Source organism: Krasilnikovia sp. MM14-A1259 (genome assembly GCF_047159535.1).
Lineage (GTDB): Bacteria > Actinomycetota > Actinomycetes > Mycobacteriales > Micromonosporaceae > Actinoplanes.
Map to the genome: position 1 here is coordinate 3,698,223 of NZ_BAAGAJ010000002.1, position 23,416 is coordinate 3,721,638.

General features: G+C 73.3%; 25 protein-coding genes. 11 read left to right on the forward strand and 14 right to left on the reverse strand.

Going from position 1 to position 23,416, the window contains the following annotated elements:
• The first annotated feature begins 242 nt into the window (after nt 1-242).
• Nucleotides 243-497: a WhiB family transcriptional regulator gene (locus tag ACMCNK_RS16470; RefSeq protein WP_020513708.1), complete on the forward strand. Its 255-nt coding sequence runs from the start codon at nt 243-245 to the stop codon at nt 495-497.
• 281 nt (nt 498-778) lie between these two features.
• Here ACMCNK_RS16470 and ACMCNK_RS16475 read toward each other — a convergent pair whose 3' ends face one another.
• The 4 genes from ACMCNK_RS16475 to ACMCNK_RS16490 are packed head-to-tail and all read right to left on the reverse strand — an operon-like array spanning nt 779 to nt 4,234.
• A complete protein-coding gene (locus tag ACMCNK_RS16475) occupies nt 779-1,531 on the reverse strand; it encodes a sirohydrochlorin chelatase (protein ID WP_412737289.1) in 753 nt (250 codons plus the stop codon).
• A 53-nt stretch (nt 1,532-1,584) separates the two neighbouring features.
• Entirely contained in the window at nt 1,585-2,346 is a 762-nt protein-coding gene (locus ACMCNK_RS16480) for a phosphoadenylyl-sulfate reductase (protein WP_412737290.1), read from the reverse strand.
• Entirely contained in the window at nt 2,343-2,540 is a 198-nt protein-coding gene (locus tag ACMCNK_RS16485; RefSeq protein ID WP_412741089.1) for a hypothetical protein, read from the reverse strand. Before ACMCNK_RS16485 ends, ACMCNK_RS16480 begins: the two co-directional genes overlap by 4 nt.
• A complete protein-coding gene (locus tag ACMCNK_RS16490) occupies nt 2,537-4,234 on the reverse strand; it encodes a nitrite/sulfite reductase (RefSeq protein WP_412737291.1) in 1,698 nt (565 codons plus the stop codon). Before ACMCNK_RS16490 ends, ACMCNK_RS16485 begins: the two co-directional genes overlap by 4 nt.
• A gap of 568 nt (nt 4,235-4,802) precedes the next feature.
• On the opposite strand from ACMCNK_RS16490, the gene ACMCNK_RS16495 reads away from it, so the two are divergent.
• A complete protein-coding gene (locus ACMCNK_RS16495) occupies nt 4,803-6,356 on the forward strand; it encodes a glycosyltransferase family 39 protein (RefSeq protein WP_412737292.1) in 1,554 nt (517 codons plus the stop codon).
• A gap of 12 nt (nt 6,357-6,368) precedes the next feature.
• Here ACMCNK_RS16495 and ACMCNK_RS16500 read toward each other — a convergent pair whose 3' ends face one another.
• Both ACMCNK_RS16500 and ACMCNK_RS16505 read right to left on the reverse strand, forming a co-directional pair.
• On the reverse strand, nt 6,369-7,901 hold the full coding sequence (locus ACMCNK_RS16500; RefSeq protein ID WP_412737293.1) for a sensor histidine kinase: 1,533 nt from the start codon (nt 7,899-7,901) through the stop codon (nt 6,369-6,371).
• A 34-nt stretch (nt 7,902-7,935) separates the two neighbouring features.
• Nucleotides 7,936-8,970, reverse strand: a complete 1,035-nt coding sequence (locus ACMCNK_RS16505; protein ID WP_412740882.1) for an SIS domain-containing protein — start codon at nt 8,968-8,970, stop codon at nt 7,936-7,938.
• Between the two features lie 202 nt (nt 8,971-9,172).
• Here ACMCNK_RS16505 and ACMCNK_RS16510 point away from each other — a divergent pair, with 202 nt between their 5' ends.
• Nucleotides 9,173-10,921, forward strand: coding sequence for a tetratricopeptide repeat protein (locus ACMCNK_RS16510; protein ID WP_412737294.1), 1,749 nt, complete (start codon nt 9,173-9,175; stop codon nt 10,919-10,921).
• On the opposite strand, the gene ACMCNK_RS16515 is transcribed toward ACMCNK_RS16510, so the two are convergent.
• Nucleotides 10,902-11,123 carry a biotin/lipoyl-binding carrier protein gene (locus ACMCNK_RS16515; RefSeq protein ID WP_412740883.1) on the reverse strand — a complete coding sequence of 74 codons (222 nt, stop codon included), beginning with the start codon at nt 11,121-11,123 and terminating at the stop codon, nt 10,902-10,904. The genes ACMCNK_RS16510 and ACMCNK_RS16515 overlap by 20 nt on opposite strands.
• Nucleotides 11,124-11,247: 124 nt before the next feature.
• Between ACMCNK_RS16515 and ACMCNK_RS16520 the strand changes: the two genes are divergently transcribed.
• Entirely contained in the window at nt 11,248-11,322 is a 75-nt protein-coding gene (locus ACMCNK_RS16520; RefSeq protein ID WP_369752275.1) for a 50S ribosomal protein bL37, read from the forward strand.
• A gap of 73 nt (nt 11,323-11,395) precedes the next feature.
• Here ACMCNK_RS16520 and rsrA read toward each other — a convergent pair whose 3' ends face one another.
• From rsrA to ACMCNK_RS16545, 5 genes are all read right to left on the reverse strand, one after another.
• A complete protein-coding gene (gene rsrA / locus ACMCNK_RS16525) occupies nt 11,396-11,683 on the reverse strand; it encodes a mycothiol system anti-sigma-R factor (protein WP_412737295.1) in 288 nt (95 codons plus the stop codon).
• Nucleotides 11,680-12,498 (reverse strand): sigma-70 family RNA polymerase sigma factor, encoded by an 819-nt coding sequence (locus tag ACMCNK_RS16530; RefSeq protein WP_412737296.1) that lies wholly within the window; start codon nt 12,496-12,498, stop codon nt 11,680-11,682. Before ACMCNK_RS16530 ends, rsrA begins: the two co-directional genes overlap by 4 nt.
• A gap of 162 nt (nt 12,499-12,660) precedes the next feature.
• Nucleotides 12,661-13,281, reverse strand: a complete 621-nt coding sequence (locus ACMCNK_RS16535) for an alpha/beta family hydrolase (protein WP_412737297.1) — start codon at nt 13,279-13,281, stop codon at nt 12,661-12,663.
• Nucleotides 13,282-13,354: 73 nt separating this feature from the next.
• A complete protein-coding gene (locus ACMCNK_RS16540) occupies nt 13,355-13,750 on the reverse strand; it encodes a WhiB family transcriptional regulator (RefSeq protein ID WP_412737298.1) in 396 nt (131 codons plus the stop codon).
• A 282-nt stretch (nt 13,751-14,032) separates the two neighbouring features.
• Nucleotides 14,033-14,713 (reverse strand): SOS response-associated peptidase, encoded by a 681-nt coding sequence (locus tag ACMCNK_RS16545; RefSeq protein ID WP_412737299.1) that lies wholly within the window; start codon nt 14,711-14,713, stop codon nt 14,033-14,035.
• 85 nt (nt 14,714-14,798) lie between these two features.
• Between ACMCNK_RS16545 and aroA the strand changes: the two genes are divergently transcribed.
• From aroA to ACMCNK_RS16575, 6 genes are all read left to right on the forward strand, one after another.
• Nucleotides 14,799-16,133 carry a 3-phosphoshikimate 1-carboxyvinyltransferase gene (gene aroA, locus ACMCNK_RS16550; RefSeq protein ID WP_412737300.1) on the forward strand — a complete coding sequence of 445 codons (1,335 nt, stop codon included), beginning with the start codon at nt 14,799-14,801 and terminating at the stop codon, nt 16,131-16,133.
• A 2-nt stretch (nt 16,134-16,135) separates the two neighbouring features.
• The gene (gene rsgA / locus ACMCNK_RS16555) at nt 16,136-17,194 is read left to right on the forward strand and encodes a ribosome small subunit-dependent GTPase A (protein WP_412740884.1); all 1,059 of its coding nucleotides are present in this window, start codon (nt 16,136-16,138) and stop codon (nt 17,192-17,194) included.
• 123 nt (nt 17,195-17,317) lie between these two features.
• Nucleotides 17,318-18,121, forward strand: coding sequence for a histidinol-phosphatase (gene hisN, locus ACMCNK_RS16560; protein ID WP_412737301.1), 804 nt, complete (start codon nt 17,318-17,320; stop codon nt 18,119-18,121).
• A 61-nt stretch (nt 18,122-18,182) separates the two neighbouring features.
• Entirely contained in the window at nt 18,183-19,058 is an 876-nt protein-coding gene (locus ACMCNK_RS16565) for a hypothetical protein (RefSeq protein ID WP_412740885.1), read from the forward strand.
• Between the two features lie 271 nt (nt 19,059-19,329).
• The gene (locus tag ACMCNK_RS16570; protein WP_412737302.1) at nt 19,330-20,103 is read left to right on the forward strand and encodes an ATP-binding protein; all 774 of its coding nucleotides are present in this window, start codon (nt 19,330-19,332) and stop codon (nt 20,101-20,103) included.
• 9 nt (nt 20,104-20,112) lie between these two features.
• Nucleotides 20,113-20,676, forward strand: coding sequence for a DUF5709 domain-containing protein (locus tag ACMCNK_RS16575; protein ID WP_412737303.1), 564 nt, complete (start codon nt 20,113-20,115; stop codon nt 20,674-20,676).
• Between the two features lie 2 nt (nt 20,677-20,678).
• Here ACMCNK_RS16575 and ACMCNK_RS16580 read toward each other — a convergent pair whose 3' ends face one another.
• Together ACMCNK_RS16580 and macS are read right to left on the reverse strand one after the other, a co-directional pair.
• Nucleotides 20,679-21,308 carry a response regulator gene (locus ACMCNK_RS16580; RefSeq protein ID WP_412740886.1) on the reverse strand — a complete coding sequence of 210 codons (630 nt, stop codon included), beginning with the start codon at nt 21,306-21,308 and terminating at the stop codon, nt 20,679-20,681.
• Nucleotides 21,309-21,342: 34 nt separating this feature from the next.
• Nucleotides 21,343-22,485 (reverse strand): MacS family sensor histidine kinase, encoded by a 1,143-nt coding sequence (gene macS / locus ACMCNK_RS16585; protein WP_412737304.1) that lies wholly within the window; start codon nt 22,483-22,485, stop codon nt 21,343-21,345.
• A gap of 193 nt (nt 22,486-22,678) precedes the next feature.
• On the opposite strand from macS, the gene ACMCNK_RS16590 reads away from it, so the two are divergent.
• Nucleotides 22,679-23,362: a carbohydrate-binding protein gene (locus ACMCNK_RS16590; protein WP_412737305.1), complete on the forward strand. Its 684-nt coding sequence runs from the start codon at nt 22,679-22,681 to the stop codon at nt 23,360-23,362.
• Nucleotides 23,363-23,416: the final 54 nt, after the last annotated feature.

The window sequence follows — 23,416 nt, forward strand, 5'->3', positions numbered from 1 at the left end:
TTCTGAGCGCTACCCTTGACATCGCGCTAGTTCGTGAAAGCATTCACAAGCGATAAGAAGTAACCGGATGCCGCCCGTGCACGTTCCTAATCGAGAAGCCCGGAACGGCTCTGCGTAACGAAATAGCTTGCTCACGCAGTGGTGATCGAACGGATGCAGCCCGTCGGTTCGCCACGCGTATGCAAATAGGTAAGTCAGCACTGCGTTTACTACCCCATCCGGAAACAAGGAGTGTTGCCGCCATGGACTGGCGCCACGATGCGATCTGCCGCGACGAGGACCCGGAGCTGTTCTTCCCGATCGGGACTTCCGGCCCGGCGCTCCTGCAGGTCGAGCAGGCCAAGGCCGTGTGCCGGCGGTGCCCCGTGACCTCGGAATGCCTCTCCTGGGCACTCGAGTCCGGTCAGGACGCCGGCGTATGGGGCGGTATGAGCGAAGACGAGCGGCGCGCCGTCAAGCGTCGCGGCGGCCTCCGGGTCGGCGCTCCCACCGCCTGAGCCATCCCCCGCACCACCGCATTTCACGCCCCGAGCCGTTCGGCCCGGGGCGTCGTGCTGTTTCGAGCCGATTACCGCACGCAATGACGGGGCCGCCGGGAAATCGGGTCACACGCGGTTCGCGAAATGATCTCGAAATTACCGGCAATCGTTACTGAGACGATTAGCACGCCCACCCACTGTGTGTCTTCGATCTCTCCGAGGCTGCCGGAGCTCCACCGAGACCAAGACCACGGGCAGCCGCGATCGGACAGCGCGCCGCCACGAATCGGCGGCGGCACCTACGCGGCGTCCGCCACCGCGAGCCCGGCCCCGGCCTGGACGACTCGACCGACCACGAGTTCCGCCAGCTCCGAAGCATCCGAAAGCGGCTCCGCGACCGCCACCGCCCCGGCCGACCGTGCCGACCGCATCGCGGCGTCGTAGAGCCGCCCGGGCGCCAGGAAGTACGACGCCACCCCGACCCGGCGCGCCCCGGCCGCCCGCAGGCGCGCCACGGCCTCGGCCGCGGTCGGCGGGGCGGCCGACGCGTACGCCACCCCGCACGGCAGGCCCAGCCGCTCCCCCAGCGCCGCCGCAACGTGCTCCACGGTTCCGCGCGCCGCGGCGTCGCGGGTACCCGCCGCAGCGAGCACCACCGCGTCCAGCCCGGCCGCCCGACCACCGGCCATCGGCAGGCGTCGCACCAAGCCGTCCAGCAGCAACGGTGGGATCTTCCCGGCGACCGGCCCCAGCACGTCGGCGACGGCCACCTCCAGGCTCAGTCCGTCTGCCCGGGCAGCGGTCAGCTCGGCAGGCACGTCGACCCGCCCGTGGTACGCCGCCGTGAGCAGCAGCGGCACCAGCACCGCCCGCCCGTGCCCGGCCGCCTCCAGCGCGCCGAGCGCCGCGGCGGGCCGGGGCAGGCTGTGGTCGAGGTACGCCGCACGCACCTCCCAGTCGGGACGCACCCGGGCCACCGCGCGGGCGAGCGCCTGCGTCGCGGCGGCCGCCCGCGGGTCACCACTGCCATGCGCGGCGAGCACGACACCCACGCGGGGGTTCGCCGCACCGCGCCCGGCCGGCCGCGGCACCGCCGGGCGCCGGGTTACTGGTGCAGGCCGCATTCGGTCTTCTCGAACATCGCCCAGCGGCCCGCGCGCGGGTCCTCCCCGGCCTTCGTCCGGCGGGTGCACGGCCAGCAGCCGATCGAGCCGTACCCCTTCTTGAAGAGTTCGTTGACCGGCACGTTCCAACGGGCGATGTACCGGTCCACGTCGGCCTGGCGCCACGCCGCGATCGGGTTGACCTTGACCTTGCCCTTGCGGGCGTCGAACGTCACGACCGGCGTGTTGGCCCGCGTCGGGGACTCGTCGCGGCGCAGGCCGGTGGCCCACGCGTCGTAGTCCACCAGGGCCCGCTCCAGCGGCTCGACCTTGCGCAGGAAGCAGCACTCGTCCGGGTCGCGGGCGAACAGCCGGGGTCCGCGCTCGCCGTCCTGCTGCCCGACGGTCATCCGTGGCCGGATCGAGCGCACGTTGACGTTCATCGTGCGGGCGACCGTGTCGCGCACCTTCAGCGTCTCCGGGAAGTGCAGGCCGGTGTCCAGGAACACCACGTCCACCCCGGGCGTGACCCGGGAGAACAGGTGCGCCACGACCGCGTCCGCCATCGAGCTGGTCACACAGAACCGCGCGCCGAACGTGTCGGTCGCCCACCGGGCGATCTCCTCGGCCGGCTTGCCTTCCAGCGCGGACGCCGCGTCGCGGGCCAGCGCCTCCAGCTCGGCGGCGGTGCGGCGGGTCGGATCGGCCGGGGCGGATCCCCCGAGGGACACCAGGCCCAGGCCGGTAGCGGTCACGACAGTCATCGGTTAGCTCCCTCGACAGCGCCGTCATCGCCGGCCACGCCCTTCAGACGCGCGGCCAGCAGCCCGTTGAACTTGACCGTGAAAACTCGCGCGCAGGAGTGGCACTCCCACGCGCCGTGCGATGCCTCGTGCGGGTACAGGTCCTCGTCCCCGCAGTAAGGGCAGTAGAGCGGCGTCGACCGGGCGTCGCTCATTTGAGCAGCTCCTCGTCCGCGCGCACGACCCAGTTCGCGAACGTCTCGCCCTCGGCTCGCCCGGCCAGGTAGTGGCGGGCGACGCGTTCCACGTACCCGGGAAGTTCCTCGGCCGTGGCCTTGAGGCCGCGCAGCTTGCGGCCGAAGCCCGCGGTCTGGCCCTGGGCCATGCCGAGGCCGCCGCCGAGGTGGATCTGGAAGCCCTCGACCTGCTCGCCGCGCTCGTTCATGACGAGCTGCCCCTTGAGGCCGATGTCGGCGACCTGGGTGCGGGCGCAGGCGTTGGGGCAACCGTTGATGTGGATGGAGATGTCCGCGTCGAACTCGCGCAGCCGCTCCTCCAGCCGGGCCACCAGCTCCTCGCCGCGGGCCTTGGTCTCGACGATGGCGAGTTTGCAGTACTCGATGCCGGTGCAGGCCATCGTGCCGCGCCGCCAGGCCGACGGCCGGGCTTCCAAACCGATCCCACGCAGGCCCGCGACCAGCGACTCGACCTGGTCGTCCGCAACATCCAGGACCAACAGCTTCTGGTACGGGGTGAGCCGCACCCGGCCGGACCCGTGTGCCTGCGCGACATCGGCCAGCGCGGCGAGCTGCGTCCCCGAAGAGCGCCCGACGACCGGGGCCGCACCCACGTAGTTGCGGCCGTCGACCTGCTTGTGCACCCCGATGTGGTCGACCGGCTTGGCGGGCAGGTCCGGCTCCGGTCCGTCCACAAGGGCCCGGCCCAGGTACTCCTTCTCCAGTACCTCGCGGAACTTCGCCACACCCCAGTCGGCGAGCAGGAACTTCAGCCGGGCGCGGTTGCGCAGCCGCCGGTAGCCGTAGTCGCGGAAGATGCCGACCACGCCCTCCCAGACGTCCGGAACCTCCTCCAACGGCACCCAGGCGCCCAGTCGCTCGGCCAGCCGCGGGTTGGTGGACAGTCCCCCACCGACCCACAGGTCGAAGCCGGGCCCGTACACCGGGTGCTGCACGCCGATGAACGCGATGTCGTTCGTCTCGTACGGCGTGTCCACCAGCCAGGAGATCGACGTCTTGAACTTGCGCGGCAGGTTCGAGTACTTCGGGTCGCCCAGGTAACGCTCGACGATCGTGTCGATCGCCGGAGTGGGGTCGATGACCTCTCCGGTGGAGACACCCGCGACGGGGCTGCCCAGCACGACGCGGGGGCAGTCGCCGCACGCCTCGGTGGTCTGCAGCCCGACGGCTTCGAGGCGGCGCCAGATCTCCGGCACGTCCTCGACCCGGATCCAGTGGAGCTGGATATTCTGCCGGTCGGTGATGTCGGCCGAGTCGCGGGCGAACTCCGTCGCGATCCCGGCGATCGTGCGCAGCTGGGCCAGGTTGAGCTGGCCGCCGTCGATGCGCACCCGCAGCATGAAGTACTCGTCCTCCAGCTCGTGCGGCTCCAGCACGGCGGTGCGCCCGCCGTCGATGCCGGCCTTGCGCTGGGTGTAGAGGCCCCACCAGCGGAACCGGCCGCGCAGATCCTGCGGGTCGATCGAGGCGAAGCCCTGGTGCGCATAGATGTTCTCGATACGCGCACGCACGTGGAGCGGATTGTCGTCCTTCTTCATCCGCTCGTTCGGGTTCAGCGGCTCACGGTGTCCGAGCGCCCACTGGCCCTCGCCGCGCGCCTTACGGGGACGGGCCGCGGCGGGCTTGGCGGCCGTGATGCTGTCGATCGCCATGTCGGCGGTCCTCCGGGTCATCGAGGGCGCGCCGATGGCGGACGGCCACCCCGAAGGGCTCGCGACATCGGTGTCTGGAGAAGGCCGGCGCGTCGGTCGCGCCCGAAAAATCAGCGATCGGGCGGCGTCAGGAAGCCGGACACATCGCGCTGCGGACGCGCCCGTAGTCAACGTGGCGGCGGGCCACGAAGCGGCGGTCGACTGCAGCGGTCATGCCGACAGCCTCTCACGCATGCCCTTTGTCGGCCAGTCCGGTCCAGAATCCGGGAGGGTGGTTTGGCACACCACGGGTACCGAATGTCGAGCGCAGCCCCACGGGGAGTCAGCAGTTTGGAATCCTGACGTGATGACGACCACGTCCGGCGGCCGGCCCGCCGAGGCCCGGACGCCGCCGACGCGAAACCCCGCGCGCGCATCCGGGCGCGACCCGTCGGCCGGCCCCGCGGCCGGGACGGCACCCGGGGACCCAGCCGCGGACTCGGACGCAGCCGCGCCCGGGGAGGCAGCCGCACCCGGGGAGGCAGCCCGTCCAACGGCCGGGGGCACAGCCAGGGCCACGAAGAGCGGGATGCTCGGCCACCCGGTGCCGCAGACGGTCGCGGGTGCGATCACCCGCGTCCGCGGCGCCACTGCGCCGGGCCCGTTGGCCCGTACGTTGAGCTGGGTCGTGCCGACCGTGGTCACCGGGCTCGTGGTGTGGTTCCGGGCCGCAGCGGCGCCGCCGTGGCGCGACGAATTCGCGAGCTGGGACGCCGCGATGCGTACCGCGCCGCAGATCGTCGCGCTGGGGCACACGATCGACGCGGTGATGCTGCCGTACTACCTGTTCCTGCACGTCTGGGTCGGCTGGTTCGGCGACTCGGTGACCGCGCTGCGGATGCCCTCGATGCTCGCCATGACCGCCACGGCCGCGGCCACCGCGCTGCTGGCCCGCCGCCTGTACGGCAACCGGGCCGCCCTGCTCGCGGGCCTGCTCGTGGCCACGCTGCCCGTGGTCTCCCGGTACGGCCAGGAGGCCCGCGGGTACGCGCTCGCCGCGCTGTTCGCCACGCTCGCCACGCTCGCCCTGGTCGCGGCGCTGGCCCGGCCCCGATGGTGGCGCTGGGTGGCGTACGCGGGGTGTGTGCTGCTGTTGGGCTGGTCGCACCAGGTGGGGCTGCTGCTGCTGGCGGGGCACGCGGTCGCCGTGCCGGTGCTGACCGCCCGCGGCGACCCGTCCGGCCCGCGGCTGGGGGCTGCGGTGGCGGCGGCCCGCCGCACGTCGGTGCTGTGGTGGGCCGGGGCCGCGGCGGCCGGGTGCGCAGGCGTGCTGCCCCTCGCGCTGCTGGGGGCGCCGCAGCGCGGCTCCCAGCTGAACTGGTTGTCCCGGGCTACGCCGGACGCCCTCGCCGAACTGCCCACCACGATCTTCATCTCCAGCCTGGTGGGCGGCGCGTTGTGCGCCATCGCGGTGTTCGCGTTGCCGCGGCGGGGAGCGTCGGCGCCCGCCGACGTCTGGAGCCGGTTGCTCTGGCTGTCCGTGCTGCTGCCGTACGGGTTGCTGTTCGCCGCCGATCAGCTGGTCGCGCCGATGTTCGTCGGCCGGTACCTGGTCTTCGTGGTGCCGCTGCTGTGCGTGCTGGCCGGCCGGGCGCTGGCGGGGCTGCGGCTGCACACGGCGCTGGCGGTCGTGCTGGTGCTCGCGCTGGTCGGGCTGCCCGCCCAGAACGAGCTGCGGCAGCGGCACTCGGGGCTGGACTACCTGGCCGTCGCGGACCTGTTGCGGAACTGGTCGGTGCCGGGCGACGGGGTCGTGTACGCGCCCCGGCAGGGCTGGCATTTCACCGACGTGGCGATGCGCTACTACCTGCACGGCGCCGGGCCGCGCGACGTGCTGCTGCAGTCCGACGCTGTGCACAACGCATCGCTGTGGCCCACCGAGTGCGACGACCCGGCCGCCTGCCTGGTGGGCACGCCCCGGGTGTGGGTGGTCAGCGGGGACGATCTCGCCACGGGCCGCCGCGCGGGCACCACGGACCAGCTCTCCGAGTCGGTGCGCGACGCACTGCGGGCCAGGTACCGGCAGGCCGAGCGCTGGCGCTTCGACGGCTTCACGGTGGCGCTGTTCCTCGCGAGGCGCTGAGCCGCGGGCCGCTCAGCGTTTGCCGAGCGGCACCACCAGTACGGCCTCGGTGCCGCCCCCGGCCCGGTTGCGCAGCTCGATGGTGCCGCGAAGCTCCCCGGTGGCCAGCGCCCGGACGATCTGCAGGCCCAGCCGCCCCCCCGCGTCCGCCTGGAAGCCCTCGGGCAGGCCACGGCCGTTGTCGGCCACGGTGACGTGCAGCTGCTTGCGGAACCGGTGCGCCGACACGATCACCTCGCCGGGCCCCTCGGCCAGCACCGGGGCCCCGGCCTCATCCCCGCCCGGGAAACCGTGTTCGACCGCGTTGATGAGCAGCTCGTTGAGCACCATCACCAGGGACGTGGCGATCTCTGCGGGCAGCACGCCGAACGTGCCCTCGCGGCGCATCTTCACCGCGCTCACCATGGCCGCCACCTCGGTCGCGGCGCTGGCCACCCGGTCCACGATCCCGTCGAACTCGACCGCCTCGTCGCTCGACATCGACAGCGTCTCGTGCACCAGCGCGATCGAGGCGACCCGGCGCACGGACTCCTGCAACGCCATCCGTGCCTCGGAGTTGTCGACCCGGCGGGCCTGCAGGCGCAGCAGCGCGGCGACGGTCTGCAGGTTGTTCTTGACCCGGTGATGGATCTCCCGGATGGTGGCGTCCTTGGTCATCAGGGCGCGGTCGCGGCGGCGTACCTCGGTGACGTCGCGGACCAGCACGAGTGCGCCGATCGGCACCCCGGCGGGCATCAGCGGCAGGGCCCGCATGAGCACCGTGGCGCCGCGCGCCTCGACCTCCTTGCGTGGTGGTGACTCGCCACGCAGTGCCGCGAGCATCCGTTCGCCGGTGTCCGTGCCCTCCAGCGGGTCGGCGGCGAGCCGGCCGGTCAGCACCGCCAGTTCCTCGCCGACCAGGTGCGCGTTGAATCCGAGCCGCCGGTACGCGGACTGCGCGTTCGGGCTGGCGTACGTGACCTTGCCGGACGCGTCGAGCCGGATCAGCCCGTCACCGACCCGCGGCGCGGACGTGGTCTCCCCGGTGCGCCGGGGCGGCGGGAACGTCCCGTCGGCGACCATCTGCGCCAGGTCGTCCGCCGTGGTCAGGTAGTTCAGCTCCAGCTGACTCGGGGTGCGCGCGGTGGACAGGTTGGTGTCGCGCCCGATGACCGCGACGACCTCGCCGTGCTCCTCGACGCCGCGGATACGGACCGGGATGGCCTCGTGGCGGGCGGGGGTGTCGCCGTACCAGACCGGGTCGCCCTCGCGCCAGATCCGCGCCTGGGCGTACGCGATGTCCAGGTGCGCCACCTCCGGCCCGCCGAAGATCTTGCCGACCTGGTCGTCCTGGTACGCCGTGGGCGCGGTGGTCGGCCGGACCTGGGCGACGCACAGGAACTCGCGCGGCCGGACGTCCGCGGGCCGGACGGGCACCCAGAGCAGCAGGTCCGCGAAGGACAGGTCGGACAGCAGCTGCCAGTCGCCGGCCAGGCGGTGCAGGTGGTCGATGTCGGCGGGGCCGAGGTCGGTGTGTTCCTCGGCCAGGTCGCGCAGGGTGGACACGGCTCAAGCCTGCCATGCCCACCGGCGGCGTCTCCTACAGCGTCGTGGTGACCTTCTTCAGCCCGCGGGGGGCGTCCGGGTCCTCGCCGCGGGCCAGGGCCAGGGCCAGGGCCAGCTGCTGCAGGGGCAGGATGTCGAGCAGCGGGGCGTACCGCTCGTCGACGCCGGGGACCGCGAGCCGCCCGGCGGCGCCGGGCACATCGGCGGGGCCGACCGTGACCACGTCGGCGCGGCGCTCGCCGAGCCGGTTGACCACGTCCTTCATCGACTGACCTCCCGGGCCGCCACCGACGACCGCGAGCACGGGCACGTCCGGGTCGGCCATGGCGAGCGGGCCGTGCAGCAGGTCGGCCCCGGAGAACGCCAGCGCGGGCAGGTACGAGGTCTCCATCAGCTTCAGCGCGGCCTCCCGCGCGGTCGGGTACGCGTACCCCCGGCCGGTGGTGACCATGCGGGAGGCGAAGCGGTAGCGCTGGGCCAGCGCCTCGGCGTCCGCGTCCGCGAGCACCTCCTCGGCGAGCTGGGGCAGCTTGTCCAGCGCCGCGCGCTCGTCGGCCGGCAGAACGCCGTCGCCCGCGCGGATGCCCTCGATCAGCAGGAGCAGCGCGAGCAGTTCGGCGGTGTACGTCTTGGTGGCGGCCACCGCGCGTTCGTGCCCGGCGGCGATGTCGATGGCGAGCTCGGCGGCTGCGACCAGCGGCGAGCCGGGGTTGTTGGTGACCGCGAGCGTCAGTGCGCCGCTCTGACGGGCCACGGTGAGCACGCCGGCGAGGTCGGGTGAGCCGCCGCTCTGGCTGACGCCGACGACCAGCGCGTCGGAGAGGTCCGGCCGGGCGCCGTAGAGGGTGATGGCGCTCGGCGAGGCCAGGCCGACCGGCAGGCCGAGCCGGATCTCGGTGAGATACGCGCCGTACAGGGCGGCGTGGTCGGACGTGCCGCGGCCCACGAAGATGACGTGGCGGGGGCGGCGTTGCGCCACGTGGGCCGCCACGGCCGCGATCGCGGCGGTGTGCTCGCGGTCGAGCAGGCGCGCCATGCCCGCCGGCTGCTCCGCGATGTCGGCCGCCATGCCCTGGCCTCGCTGCGTCACTGGAAAACCCCTCCTCTATGCACGGTACCCGCGCGTTTCGTGCGCAGTCTTGCACGAAAGAGCGAGGAAACACAATGTTTCACGCAACAATGCGCAGGACCCGGCCTGACATATCGATCGCCGTCGCCTAGGCTCGCGTCGTGGCGCATCCCGCGCGACGTCGAAAGGTTGGCGCAGCCCCATGGAAGACCCCCGACTCTCCGCCGACCACGACCTGGAGCAGGCCCGCGCGGCCCTCGACCGGGGCGAGATGCACCACGCCGCCGACCATCTGGCCGGAGCCATCGCGCACGCACCCACCCTGCCGGAAACCCACGAGCTGCTCAGCCGCCTGGCGGCCCGGGCGGATGGCGGCCTGGAGTTGTTCCCGGTGGGCCAGCACGCGTTCGTCGGCACCGTCGTGGCCCGCGCCCACCTGCTCGCCGCCGCCGGGCGCCCCGAGGACGGCCTGCCCCTGCTCGCCGCGGCCAGCGGGCACACGCCCGGCATGGACTGGGCGGGCGTGCCCTGGGTGAGCGAGCCCTCCCTCGGCGCCCGGATGGATCCGGACATGCTGGCCCGCATGGTCATGCGGCTGTGCACCGCGATCGGTGACCCGGCCCCCGAGGCGGGCCGCGAGGCCCTGCAGCCGTATCTGACCGTGGTCCGGCACGCGGTGGCCGCGCATCCCGCTCATCACCTGCTGCTCGGCGCCGGGTCGGCGCTCGCGCGCCGCGTCGGCGACGCGGCGATCGCCGTGGACTGGGCCACCCGCGGGGTCCGGGTCCGGCCCTCCAAGCTGGGCGAGATCTGGCTCGGGTACGCGTACCGCAGCGCCGGCCGGCTGCCCGAGGCGCTCGACGCGCTGCGGCGCGCGGTCACGCACGACCCCGACGACCTGTCCGTGTACGCCGACATCGCCGGCACCCTCGCCGCCCAGGGCCTCCTGGACGAGGCGCTGGAGTGGATCGACCGGGCACTGGCCCGCGATCCCGATTTCGACTGCGCGGTGCACACCGGGCACCGGCTGCGGTTCCGCTCCGACGGCGACGTGGAGCACCTCGTCCGGCTGGCCGACTTCCAGCGCTACCACCCGGACGACACCCACGAGCACACCGACCTCGCCGAGTGCTGCCAGGACGTGCCGTGGCTGGGCCGGGTGCCGTCCGCGCCGGACGCATCGCCCGATCCGCGGCGCCGGTTCCCCGTGGCGTCGCGCCCTCCGGCCCCCCGCCCGTCGGTCGCGTACCCCACGGTCGCCCGCGCCGCCGTCGCCCGGCCCTCGGCCGCGGCGGTGCAGCGGCTGCAGCGCGTGGCGCACCCGGTGTGGCCGCACCCGCCCGCCGCGTACGACGCCGCGGTCGGGCTGCTGCTGGTCGAGCCGCAGGAATTGCTCGGCCTGCTCGCGCATCCGCCGGCCACACCGGACACCGAGGTCGGCCGGGCCCTGGCCGCGCACGATCCCGCGCGGTGGACGCGCTGCGTGTACGTGTGGGCCTGCCTGGGCTTGCTGCATCACGGTGCGGACGAGCCGTGGTCCGGCTCCCGGCGCCGCCGGCTGCTCGTCGAGTTGGCCGCGGGCGGCACGGACGCAATCACCGAGGCCGCGCTGTTCGCGCTCGTCACGTACGCATGGGTGGAGCCGGCCGCGCGGGCGGACGTGGCCGATGTGGTGGCCCGGGCGCTGGCCGACGTGGTGACGACCGCCTCGGCCCAATCGGCAGACATCGCCTGGTCGGTGGCTCAGCTCGCGCTGGCGACCCCGGGGCTCGCCCCGCAGGCCCGCGAACTGGCCGCGGCGGTCATCCGGGCCGACGAGGAGGGCAGCACGACGGCCACGATCCCGCGCCAGCGCAGCCGCCGTCCGGGACGGCGGCTGCTGCCCCACCCGCTGCTGGGTGGCCGGCTGTGGGGCTGGCTGACCGGGCGGGTCACTCGATCACGGCGATGAGGTCACCTTCCTGAACGACGTCGCCCTCGTTGACCGCCATCTGAGCCACGGTGCCGTCGGACTCGGCGAGCACCGGGATCTCCATCTTCATCGATTCGAGAATCACCAGGGTGTCACCCTCGGCGACCTCATCGCCGGCGGCGGCCACGACCTTCCAGACATTGGCCACCATCTCGGCTCGGATCTCGTCGGCCATGGTGATTCCTCCTAGTCGGCGCTTTCGGGTGGAGGTTATCCAATCATGGGCACTTGATGGGGGAATCCGGGGCCGCCGCGCCTGACGACTACGATCGGGCGCGACGACCTGCCACGGATAGGAGGCCGAGATGGCCAAGAAGGCCCGCAAGAAGAAGGCCCGGAAGAAGAGCTCCGCCAACCACGGCAAGCGGCCCAACTCCTGAGCCAGCACATACGACGGGAGGGCCGGCAGCGCACCGCTGCCGGCCCTCCCGCGTTCGCACCGGGGGTCGTACGTCAGGGCAGGTACTCGCGGGTCTCCACCTCGACGACCAGTTCGTTGAGCTTCACCCGGAGCCGCTCCCGCAGCTCCCGCGGCGCCACCTCGTCGCCGCAGCACCGGGCGACCAGCGCCTTCACCTCGTGCTCGATGCCGTACTCGTGCAGGCAGTGGGTGCAGTCGTCGAGGTGCTTCTTGATCAGGATCCGGCGTTCCTCGCTGCACTCCAGGTCGAGGTAGAGGTAGACCTCGCTGATGACGGCACCGCAGTCGGGCTTGTGTTCCTCGCTGTTCACGTCGCTCACGCCTCCTGCCGGGCCGGCGCATCGGTGCCGCGCGTGATGCCCCGGTCCGCGGCGTACCGCTCCAGCAGCTTGCGCAGGTTGCGACGGCCGCGATGCAGGCGGGACATCACGGTCCCGATCGGCGTGCCCATGATGTCGGCGATCTCCTTGTACGAGAAGCCCTCGACATCGGCCAGGTAGACAGCGAGACGGAAGTCCTCCGGCAGCGCCTGCAGAGCGTCCTTGATGTCGCTGTCCGGCAGCCTGTCCAGCGCCTCGGTCTCGGCGGAACGCAGGCCCGCGGAGGTGTGCGACTCACTCGCGGCCAGCTGCCAGTCGGTGATCTCGTCCGTCGGCGCCTGCACGGGCTGCCGCTGCTTGCGCCGGTACGAGTTGATGTAGGTGTTGGTGAGGATGCGGTACAGCCACGCCTTGAGGTTCGTGCCTTCCTCGAACTGGTGGAAGGCGGAGAACGCCTTGAGGTAGGTCTCCTGCACCAGGTCCTCGGCGTCGGCCGGATTGCGGGTCATCCGCAGCGCCGCCGCATACAACTGATCGACGAAGGGCAGCGCGTCGCGCTCGAATCGCGCGCGGCGCTGCTCCGTCCGTTCCGTCCGCTCTGCTGGCGTCACCCGTACGTCTCCCCTCGGCCGCCCCGCCGAGGATACGGGTAGTGCCCGCTCTGCCGTTCCCAAAACCGCGGGTGTGCTGACACTCACCGATGACGATGTCTGCAGCGGCGGCTGAACCGCGGGCCAGTCCGGGGCGGTCAACAGCCCCCGCACCTGCCGCTGCTTCGCCCCGTCGCGCTCGACGCATCCGGATTCGGCACGCACCGCTGGACCCCTTCCGACGTACGACCATCCGGGAAATGCAACGGCCTGCATCTTGCAAGCATTCCCGTCGCGCGACGGCCCGACGTGCCCGATCATGACGCTGATCCGTACAGGATGGGACAAAAGTACGCGGAAACCCTGGAGATTTGTCGGGGTTCGGGCTCAGTCGGCCCAGTGGTGGCGGCGCAACCAGGCGAGCACGGCATCGGCCGTACCGGCCAGGTCCTTGCGCAGGTCGTGGGTGGCCCCCGGGCGCACGACCACCTGCACCGCACCACCTGGCTCGGGCACCCCGAACGGGTCGCGGTCGCCGTTCACGACCAGCGTGGGGATGTCGGCGGGCAGCTCCTCGGCCCGGCTGCGCTCCGGCCGCCCCGGTGGGTGCAACGGGAAGGCCAGCGCCAGTACGCCCACCGCGCCGAGCTCGGCCGCCGTACGGCAGGCGACCCGCGCACCGCTGGACCGGCCGCCACAGATCAACGGCACCCCGGGCGCGGCAAGCGGCCCGACCGCCGCGATCCACGCCTCGTCGAGATGCCCGGCGGGCGCGGGCGCGCGCCGGCCCGCCATCCGGTACGGCTGGGTCACCAGTGCGACCCGGACCCCGGCCCCGACCGCGGCGTCGTGCACGCGCGTCAGGTCCGGCGCCTCCACCCCGCCGCCCGCGCCGTGGCCCAGCACGAGCAGGGCGCGCGGCGGGCCCGCGGGATCGGTCACCCGGATCCCGGCCGGCCCACGCGGGGTATCGACGGTGTAGTCGCTTGCGGTGATGTCGCTGGTCACGACCTCATTGTCGCGCGGCCCCTCCGGCCGCCAGCCAGCGCGCCGACCGACCCGCTGGACTGCACAGGCGGGATCAGCGGCTGACCGGTACGAGACTGAGAAGGCGGCGGTCCTCGGCGTCGGGTCCGTCGTCGACGGCCTCCCCGTCGGGACCGACCCGCTCACGCCAGGCGATCAGCATGGCGCGGCGCTCGCGCGGCGTCGTACCGCCCCAGACGCCGTGGCAGTCCCCCACCTGCAGCGCCCGGGCCAGGCACGGCCCCTGCACGTCGCAAGCGCCGCAGAGCGTGACCGCGCGGTCCGACGGCTCGTTCGGAGCCGGGAAAAACGTCTCCGGGTCGACGCTGCGGCACGCGCCGCGAACACGCCAGGCCTCGTCCGACCGTCGTTGGTCGATTGCCCGAAGCAGTCTCTGGTCGCGCCGTGCGATGGCGACCTCATGCGGACGCGGCATTCGTGCCCGAGTCATCTGCCCACCTCCCCCGTGGGACCGGTGACCGTGGTCGCGCCGCCCGCACCCTGCGAGCCGGCAACCACACCGGCGGTGGTTTGTATCGCAGGAATGAAGATCAGAACAAGAGGCTTGTGCGCCGTGCTACTAAGTTGGCCGACGCAACCGGCGTCAAATCTGGGTGATCTTCACAATTCGACGGGCCCTGTCACCCCACGTCGGCCCGATCGGGCAGGCCGTCGAGAACGTTCGGGTAGGCACCTGAGCAGGCTTCATGTTCGCCCGGACGCGCCGGCGCGGTCAGAACAGAGTCGCCTCGGCCGGGGTGGACGGCGGGGTGATCAGTTCGGGCCCGTTGTTGCGGACGTTTCCGACATCCGGCCGGACCGCACGGACCTCGATCCCGGCCGGCAACGCCGGATCCGGCGGCAACAGCGCGGCCCCGTCCCCGCCCGCGAGCCAGTCGGCCCAGCGGTCGGGCGGCAGGATCAGCGGCATCCGGTCGTGCACCCGCGCCAGGTCACCGAGCGCCGTGGTGGTCAGCACGCTGCAGGTCAGGACCGAGTCGGGACCCCACGCCGACCACAGCCCGGCGAACGCGAGCGGGGCGCCGTCGGCGGGGGTCATGTAGTACGCCTGCCGCTGGCGGCCGGAGCGGACCCACTCGTACCAGCCGTCGGCGGGGACCAGGCAGCGCCGCCGGGCGAAGGACGGGGCGAACGCGGGCGAGGACGCCACCGTCTCCGCACGCGCGTTGATCATGCGGGCGCCGCCGCGCAGATCCTGCGCCCACGGGGGCACGAGGCCCCACCGGGCGGTGTCGAGCACCCGGCCGCCGTGGCGCCGCGACATCCGCACCACGGGCACGGGGTCGGTGGGCGCGACGTTCCAACTCGGGCCGAGCTCCTCGGCCACGCTCGCGGCGTCGAACAGCACGGTGAGATCCGCTTCGCTGCGTGTCGTCGCGTACCTGCCGCACATGCGGCAGACAGTACGCCGCCGTGCGCCGTCCCGGGGGGCGGGAACGCGCCGGGAGATTGTCGGGCGCCCCCGGCAGAATGGGGCCGTGACTGATGACCCCGGCCCGTCGGCCGCCACCCACCCGCCATCCGCAGGCCCCGGGGGCACACCGCGCCCGTGGGTCGCCCCGACCGCCGCCGGCGCGGTGCACGCGACCGTGCAGCTGCCCGGTTCCAAGTCGATGACCGCCCGCGCCCTGGTGCTCAGCGCCCTGGCGGCCGGGCCGTCGCGGATCGAGCGGCCGCTGCGTGCCCGCGACACCACGCTGATGGCGGCGGCGCTGCGCGCACTCGGCACCACCGTGGACACCGGGGCCGACGAGTCCTGGGTGGTCGAGCCGGGCCCGCTGCGCGGACCGGCCCGGATCGACGTGGGGCTGGCCGGCACGGTGATGCGGTTCGCTCCCCCGGTCGCCGCGCTGGCCGACGGCACGGTCACGTTCGACGGCGACCCGCACGCGCGCAACCGCCCGCTGCGCCCCATCGTGGCGGCGCTGCGCGCGCTGGGCGTCGACCTCGACGCGTCGCCCACCGGCGGGCTGCCGCTGGCCATCCGCGGCCGTGGACTGGTCGACGGCGGCGAGGCGGTCATCGACGCCTCCGCCTCCAGCCAGTTCGTCTCCGGCCTGCTGCTGTCCGCACCCCGTTTCGGCAAGGGGCTGGTGCTGCGCCACGCGGGCCCGCCGGTGCCCTCCGCGCCCCACCTGCGGATGACCACCCACATGCTGCGGGCCGCCGGCGCGGCCGTGGACGACACCGTGCCGGACGTCTGGGTGGTCGAGCCGGGCCCGCTGCACGGCCGGGACTGGGTCATCGAGCCCGACCTGTCCGGCGCGGCGCCGTTCTTCGCGGCCGCCATGGTGACCGGGGGCGCGGTCACCCTGGCCGGCTGGCCGCGGGAGAGCTGGCAGCCGGTCGGCCGGCTCACCGAACTGCTGACCGCGCTGGGTGCGGAGGTCGGGCACGATGCCGACGGGCTCACCGTGCGCGGCACGGGCACGCTGCGCGGCATCACGGCCGACCTGTCCGAGGTGAGCGAGCTGACACCGGTGATCGCCGCGCTGGCGGCGCTCGCGGACGGGCGCTCCGAGCTGCGCGGCGTCGCACACATCCGCGGTCACGAGACCGACCGGATCGCGGCGCTCGCCCGGGAGCTCGCCAAGGTCGGCGCCGGGATCGTCGAGTACCCCGACGGGCTGGAGATCACGCCCGGGCCACTGCGCGCGGCCGTCTTCGAGACGTACGCGGACCATCGGATGGCGCACGCCGCGGCGGTTGTCGGCCTGGCGGTCGAGGGCGTTCACCTCAGCGACGTAGCGTGTACGTCGAAGACGCTGCCCGAGTTCCCCGAACTCTGGGCGGGACTCGTGGCGAGGAGCTGAACCTGCCGGGGCGCAAGCGGGAGTACGACGAGGACGACGTCCGGATCCGACCGGGCCGGTCCTCCCGACCGCGTACCCGGACCCGGCCGCAGCATTCGGACGCGATCGACGGCCTGGTCATCAGCGTGGACCGCGGCCGGTACGGCTGCGTGCGCCCCGACGCCGCCACCGAGGACGACATCATCACCGCGATGCGCGCCCGCGAACTGGGCCGCAAGTCGGTGGTCGTGGGCGACCGGGTGGCCCTGGTCGGCGACACGTCCGGTGCACCCGGGGCCCTCGCCCGGATCGTACGGATCGCGCAGCGCACCTCGGTGCTGCGCCGCACCGCGGACGACGACGACACCACTCCCGAGGGGCGGCTCGAACGGGTCGTCGTGGCCAACGCCGACCAGCTCGTGATCGTCAGCGCGCTGGCGGACCCGCCGCCGCGGACCGGGTTCGTGGACCGGTGCCTGGTCGCGGCGTACGACGCGGACGTCGAGCCGCTGCTCTGCCTCACCAAGGCCGATCTCGCGGGTCCCGAGGCGGTGCTGAACTACTACGCCGAGCTGGACCTGCCGTACGTGCTGGTCCGGCCGGACAGCGACCTCGGCCCGCTGCGGGAGCGGCTCGCCGGGCGGATCTCCGTGCTGGTCGGCCATTCCGGCGTCGGCAAGTCCACCCTGGTCAATCGCCTCGTCCCGGACGCGTTGCGCGCGGTGGGGGTGGTCAGCGCGGTCGGCAAGGGGCGGCACACCTCCACGAGTGCGGTCGCTTTGCGGCTGCCGCCGACCGCCGGGGACGGCGCGGACCCGGGCTGGATCATCGACACCCCGGGAATCCGCAGTTTCGGCTTGGCGCACGTGAGCGCCGAAAGCCTGCTGCACGGCTTCCCCGACCTGGTCGACGGCACGGTGGACTGTCCACCGAACTGCGGGCACACCACCACCGACGTGGACTGTGCGCTGGACCAGTGGGTGGCCGACGGGCACGCCGACCAGCGCCGGCTGGCCAGCTACCGCCGCCTGCTCGCCTCCCGTGCCGGCGAGGACCCACACGAGGAGCGCCCAGAAGCCTGACCGCCCGGGCGGTTGCGCGGGGCGGACCGCGAGGCGGGGTCAGCCGTTCGGCGCGGCGGGGACGGGCGACGCGCGGAAGCGGGCCGTCCCGGCGGGGCCGCGGTCATCGGCTAGGTTTCCGGCATGGCCGGGTACTCCGACGATCTCTCCCTCGCCCACCTGCTCGCCGACACCGCCGATTCGATCTCGATGGCCCGGTTCCGCGCGCTCGACCTGCACGTCGAGTCGAAGCCGGACCTGACCCCGGTCTCCGATGCGGACACCGCGGTGGAGAAGGCGATCCGCGCGACCCTGGCACGGGCCCGCCCGCGCGACGGCGTGCTCGGCGAGGAGTACGGCATGTCCATGCCCACCGCGGGTGCCGGCACCCGTCATTGGGTGATCGACCCGATCGACGGTACGAAGAACTTCATCCGTGGCGTGCCGATCTGGGGCACCCTGATCGCGCTGATGGAGGACGACACCCCGGTCGCGGGTCTGGTGTCGGCGCCCGCTCTGGGCCGCCGCTGGTGGGGCGCGACCGGCCACGGCGCGTACGCGGGCCGACACCAGGCCGGTGCCACCCGGATCCGGGTGTCGGCCGTGAACCGGCTCGCGGACGCGTCCTGCTGCTACGCCAGCCTGGACGGCTGGGAGGAGACCGGACGCCTGGCGCCGATGCTGGACCTGCTGCGGCAGTCGTGGCGCAGCCGGGCGTACGGCGACTTCTACGGCTACATGCTGCTGGCCGAGGGCGCGCTGGACGTGATGGTGGAGCCGGAGCTGTCGCTGTGGGACGTGGCGGCCCTGATCCCGATCGTGCGGGAGGCCGGGGGCACGTTCACGGATCTGCAGGGCCGGCCGGGGCCGGGCTCGGGCAGCGCGATCGCCACGAACGGGCCACTGCACGACGAGGTGCTGGCCCGGCTGGCGCCCGATCCGGCCTGAGCAGGACCGGGGCTGGTCTATCCTCGCTGTGGTGTCCACAGGCTGGGTCTGTCTCGCGGCGATGATCGTGGCATACGGCGTGGCCAACCTGTTGCAGTCGGTCGCTGCGGCACGCACGACGGCGCACCACACGTTCGATCCGGGCCTGCTGGTGCGCCTGGCGAGCCAGCGTACGTACGTGCTGGGTCTGGCCTGTCAGGTGCTGGGCTTCCTGCTGGCCTTCGTGGCCCGGCGTGATCTGCCGCTGTTCCTGGTGCAGGCGAGCGTCGCGGCCGGTCTGGGCGTGACCGCCCTGCTCGGGGTCCTGGTGCTGAAGTGGGTGCTGCCGCCCGCCGAGATCGCGCTGCTGGCCCTGCTGCTCCTGGGGATCACGGGCCTCGTGCTGGCGGCACATCCGGCACACTCCCGTCCGCTGGGTGCGGGCGGTGTGCTCGCACTGGCGGTCACGCTGGTGGGGCTCGGGGTGGCGGGCATCTTCGCGGCGCGGCTGCACGGCGCGCTCGGCTCCGTGGTGCTGGGTTCGCTGGCCGGAATCGGCTTCTCCGCGGCGGCGATCGCGGCCCGGCCGCTGGCGGCGGAGCACACGCTCGGCGGCTTCCTCGGCAACGCGCTGCTGTACCTGCTGGTGGGGCACTCGCTGGTGGGGCAGTTGCTGCTGGGGCTGGCGATGCAGCGCGGCTCGACGACGGCGGCGGTGGCCGCGATGGACGCGGCGGGTGCGGTGCCCGCGGCGGTCGTCGGGCTGCTGTTTCTGGGCGACCAGATCCAGCCGGGCCGTGAGTGGATGGCGGCGACCGGCTTCGTGGTCACGTTGGCAGCGGTGCTGGGCCTGTCCCAGTACGCGGAGCCGCAGCACCACCACGCCACCGCGCCGGGCGGCGCCCACCCGGGCGGGCGTACCCCGCAGAGTGCCGGGTTGCGCGCGGCCGGTCTCTGACCGGACGCGGAACGCTGCCGCCCGGTCGCCTGCGCCGGCACCGCGGACCCGGACCCGGTTCCGCCCGTGCGGGTGGCAGGAGCGCCCGCGCGCGAACCGCGGTCGCCCCGCGATGCAGACTTTGCGTCAGGAGCCGGTCAGAGCGGCGGATCACGCATGACCGCCGGACGACGGGGTAAACCGAGCCCAAGCCGCGAGGAGGGCACGCGCCGGGCAGCCCCGCGGCCGGGGCGAGTCCGGCGTCGGGAGCCGTCGGCACAATGGAGCGATCATGACGAGCGAGGTTGGACACGTGGTGGACCGCGGGCGGGCCCATCCGGTGCTCCGGATCACGGGGGTGCTGGCCGCCGACACCACGGCGGACGTCCGGCAGGCTCTGCTCGACACGCTCGCCGACGCACCCGAGGCGCTCGTCGTGGACGTGTCCGGGCTGATGCCCGCGGACGGCGCCGCCGCGGACGTGTTCCGCCGGGTGGCCCGGGAGACGACCGTCTGGCCCGCCGCGCAGCTCCTGCTCACCGCGCCGGACGCGACACCCTGGCAGCGCCCCGGCCTGCCGGTGTGTCCCAGCGTCCCGGCGGCGCTCGCGACGCTGTCCGCGCCCACGCCCGGGGCGCGCCTGGAGTTGGTCCTGGAGCCGGTGGTCGGGGCGGCTCGGCGGGCCCGCGAGCTGGTCACCGAGGCGTGCGCCCGCTGGGATCTGCCGGAGCTGGCCGGTTCGGGCAGCATCGTGGTCACGGAGCTGGCCAACAATGCGGTGGCGCACGCCCGTACGTCGATGACGGTCATGCTGTCCCGGTACGCGGACACGATCGCGGTCGCGGTCCGGGACCGCTCGGCGGCGCAGCCCCATTTCGAGGGCCCGGTTCCCCCCACCGCGTACGGGGGCCGCGGGCTGCTGCTCATCGACGCGGTCACCCGGGACTGGGGCAGTCTGCCGCTGAGCGACGGCAAGGTGGTGTGGGCGATCCTGAACGGGGAAGAGTCGTCCGGCTCCTCCCGATCGGGCCTTCCGGCAGGTATGGCGAACCACGGTCGCGGGTAATCCCCGGGTATGCGCGACAACGACTACCCGACCGAGGTGATGGACCCGGAGTCATCCGGGTTACCGGACACCGCCGACGACGATTCGAGCGCCAACGACGAGGTGCGCAGCGGCCGGTGGGCGGACGGCCCGAACCCCGCCGCACTCGCGGGGGTCGGTCCGGGCGGCTCGAATCGGTACGGCGACACGGCCGAGGAGGCCCGTCGGGGGGAGCCGCTCGCGTACCGGCTGCGCCAGGAGGAACCGGACCTGCGGCTGGAGGACCCCGATCCGCGCGAACGGGACGGGTACGACGACACGATCGACGACGTGGACACCGCGGACTCCGCGTTCGTGGCGGACGTGTGGGGTCCCGGCCCGACCTCCGACCCGAACTCGGCGATCTCGCTCTACGACGACGGCCAGCTCGACGGCGACTCGCCGCGGCCGGTCGGTCGCCTGGTCGAGCCGGACGAGGGCTCCGGCCTCGACGACGAGCCGGACAGCGTCGCGTACGACGCCGGGTCGGCGGGCGGCGGCGCCTCGGCCGAGGAGCTGGCGATGCACGAGACCCGCGCTCCCGAGTACGGGTAGCCCTAGTCCAGGCCCTGCTCGATCGCGTACCGGGTGAGTTCCACCCGGTTGTGGAGCTGGAGTTTGCCGAGGGTGTTCTGGACGTGGTTCTGCACCGTGCGGTGCGACAGCACGAGGCGCTCGGCGATCTGCCGGTACGACAGCCCTTTGGCCACCAGCCGCAGCACCTCGGTCTCGCGTTCGGTGAGCTTGGGTGCGGGCCCGTCGGCGGGGGCGGGCTCCACGGCCATCCGGCGGAACTCACCGAGCACGAGCCCGGCCAGCCCCGGGGTGAACACCGCGTCACCGGCGGCGGTCCGCGCGACCGCGTCCAGGAACTCCGCGGGCCCGGCCGACTTCAGCAGGTAGCCGGTGGCCCCGGCCTTGACCGCCGCCAGCACGTCGTGCTGTTCCCCGCTGGCCGACAGCATGAGCACCCGCACTCCGGGCACGGCCTCCAGCAGGCCACGGATGACCTCGACCCCGGAGATGTCGGGGAGCTGGAGATCCAGGACCACGACGTCGGGGCGGGCGGCGGCGGCGATGCGTACCGCCTGGCGGCCCTCCCCGGACGTGGCGACGATGGCGTATCCGGCCGCGGCGAGGTCGCGGCCGACGCCTTCGCGCCACATGGGGTGGTCGTCGACCACCATGACCCGGACCGGGGTGCTCTCCTGCTCCACCGGGTCACGATATCGGCTGGTGCGGGACCGCGAGCTCGACCTCGGTGCCCTGGCCGGGCGCCGCGGTGATCGTGACGGTGCCGCCGAGCTCGGCGACCCGGCCCCGGATGGACTGGGCCACGCCGAGGCGCCCCTGTGCCGCGGCCTCGGCGAGGCGGTCCGGGGCGATGCCGGGTCCTTCGTCACGGACGCTGACGAGCACCTCGCCGGGCTCGTCCTCGACCAGGATCCACACCTTCGTGCCGGCCGGGCAGTGCCGGGTCACGTTGTCCAGGGCCGCGGCGACGGCCGCGGCGAGCTCACGGGCGGCGTGCCCGGGCAGGCGGACCGCGTCGGCGGGGGCGGCGATCGAGACGGTCGTCGACGCGTACGGCCCGAGCAGCGTCATCAGGTCGATGTCGGCGTGGTCGTCGACGGTCGCCGCGGTGGGAGTGGTGACCAGGGCCCGCAGCGCGGCTTCCTGCTCCCCGGCCAGCCGGGCCAGCTCGCCTGCCTCACCGTCCAGCTCGGCGCCGCGGCGTTTCACCAGCGCCAGCACCTGCAGCACGGAGTCGTGGATGTCGCGGGCCAGCCGTTCCCGTTCGCGGGTGGCGGCTTCGAGCTCGATGGCCCGTTGCAGGCGTACCTGGGACACCTCGGCGAGCCGGACCAGACTGCCGACCGCGAACGCGGCGAGCAGCAGCAGCACCGTTCCGGTGAACGCGGCCTGGTCGAACTTGGCGCGTACGAGCAGGTCGGTGGCGCCCATGGCGAGCGCCGCGATCACGCCGCCGCGCCGGCCCCAGGCCACGGCCCAGCAGATGACGGGTGCGACGTGCCAGGCCACCGCGAGGGTGGGTGTGCCGGTGTTCAGCGGGCCGGAGCCGACGATCCAGGCGCTGGAGGCCATCACGGCCATGGTGACCAGCAGGTCGGCGACGAGCAGCGGGGCCCGGCGGCGGGCCGGGTCGGCGTACGCGTACGTGGTGAAGACGGTCCAGCCGGCGGTCACCGCGAGCACCGGCCAGGCCAGTACGGGCCAGTCGTACTCGGAGACGTTGCGTACGACGAGGATGGCCACGTACACGAGCGCGGCGATCCGGTAGACCGCTATGGCCCGCCACAGCGGCGCCTGCAGCCCGCCCGCGCCCGCCCCGGAGTAGGTCATGGGGCCGACGATCCCACACGGTGGCCGGGACCGGGAGCGCACCCATCACGAAACGATCACGCTGAAAACGCTCTCCTGGCCAAAGGTTTAAGCGTTCCTTAAGTCTCGTGCTCCCGCACTTGCGCACGGAGCACTGATCTTCAAAAGTTTCCCTGCCGAACAAACGTCCGCCGCCCACGGAGGTTTCATCCCCATGCACCGCGCCGCCCCCGCCGGTCGTACGTTCCTGCGTCGCCCCCGCGTCCTGCTCGCGCTCGCCGTCGTCGGCGCGGGCCTGGCGACCGCCCTTTACCTGCCCAGCCGCAACGACACCGCCTCGGCCCACGAGAACCGCGACGGCCGGATCACGGTCTGCGAGCGGCGCGACGGCCGCGGCTACACCTGGCGCTGGAGCACCGACCGTCACTTCCGCGACCGTGAGTGCCGGCGCACCTGGGAGGCCCGCCCGGCCGAGGGCACCATCGGGTACCCCACGGCGACCCCGACGGATCCCACAGCGACCCCGACGGACCCCACGGCGCCCCCGACCGACCCCACGCCGCCCACCTCGGAGCCGCCGGCCCCGTCGCCGTCGGTGACCGAGACCCCGACCGCTGACCCGACGCCCACCGAGACCGCGCCCCTCGCCACCGAGCCGACCCGGACGCCGCCCGCGCCCGAGCCCACGGCCACCACGCTGGAGCCGGTCAAGCAATCCGCGACCCCGACCCCGACCCCGACCAAGGTCAATGCGCCGAAGTGGAAGGTGCACACGGCCTACAAGGCCGGCGACCTCGTCTCGTTCAAGGACAAGGTTTACCGGGTGAAGGAGGCGCACACCGCGCTGCCCGGGTGGGAGCCCACGGCCCTGCCGAACCTCTTCGAGCTGGTTGGCTGACGCACCCACACCACCCGATCTCGCAACCCGTTGCCGGTTCCGGAACCGGCAACG

Coding starts and splice junctions, on each gene's coding strand:
- ACMCNK_RS16580 (WP_412740886.1), bottom strand. CDS start 21,308: ATGGTGGTCGACGACCACCCCATGTGGCGCGAAGGCGTCGGCCGCGAC.
- ACMCNK_RS16470 (WP_020513708.1), top strand. CDS start 243: ATGGACTGGCGCCACGATGCGATCTGCCGCGACGAGGACCCGGAGCTG.
- ACMCNK_RS16565 (WP_412740885.1), top strand. CDS start 18,183: ATGATCGTGGCATACGGCGTGGCCAACCTGTTGCAGTCGGTCGCTGCG.
- ACMCNK_RS16495 (WP_412737292.1), top strand. CDS start 4,803: ATGCTCGGCCACCCGGTGCCGCAGACGGTCGCGGGTGCGATCACCCGC.
- ACMCNK_RS16510 (WP_412737294.1), top strand. CDS start 9,173: ATGGAAGACCCCCGACTCTCCGCCGACCACGACCTGGAGCAGGCCCGC.
- ACMCNK_RS16505 (WP_412740882.1), bottom strand. CDS start 8,970: ATGGCGGCCGACATCGCGGAGCAGCCGGCGGGCATGGCGCGCCTGCTC.
- ACMCNK_RS16590 (WP_412737305.1), top strand. CDS start 22,679: ATGCACCGCGCCGCCCCCGCCGGTCGTACGTTCCTGCGTCGCCCCCGC.
- macS (WP_412737304.1), bottom strand. CDS start 22,485: ATGACCTACTCCGGGGCGGGCGCGGGCGGGCTGCAGGCGCCGCTGTGG.
- ACMCNK_RS16575 (WP_412737303.1), top strand. CDS start 20,113: ATGCGCGACAACGACTACCCGACCGAGGTGATGGACCCGGAGTCATCC.
- ACMCNK_RS16540 (WP_412737298.1), bottom strand. CDS start 13,750: ATGACTCGGGCACGAATGCCGCGTCCGCATGAGGTCGCCATCGCACGG.
- ACMCNK_RS16480 (WP_412737290.1), bottom strand. CDS start 2,346: ATGACTGTCGTGACCGCTACCGGCCTGGGCCTGGTGTCCCTCGGGGGA.
- hisN (WP_412737301.1), top strand. CDS start 17,318: ATGGCCGGGTACTCCGACGATCTCTCCCTCGCCCACCTGCTCGCCGAC.
- ACMCNK_RS16490 (WP_412737291.1), bottom strand. CDS start 4,234: ATGGCGATCGACAGCATCACGGCCGCCAAGCCCGCCGCGGCCCGTCCC.
- ACMCNK_RS16545 (WP_412737299.1), bottom strand. CDS start 14,713: ATGTGCGGCAGGTACGCGACGACACGCAGCGAAGCGGATCTCACCGTG.
- ACMCNK_RS16570 (WP_412737302.1), top strand. CDS start 19,330: ATGACGAGCGAGGTTGGACACGTGGTGGACCGCGGGCGGGCCCATCCG.
- ACMCNK_RS16485 (WP_412741089.1), bottom strand. CDS start 2,540: ATGAGCGACGCCCGGTCGACGCCGCTCTACTGCCCTTACTGCGGGGAC.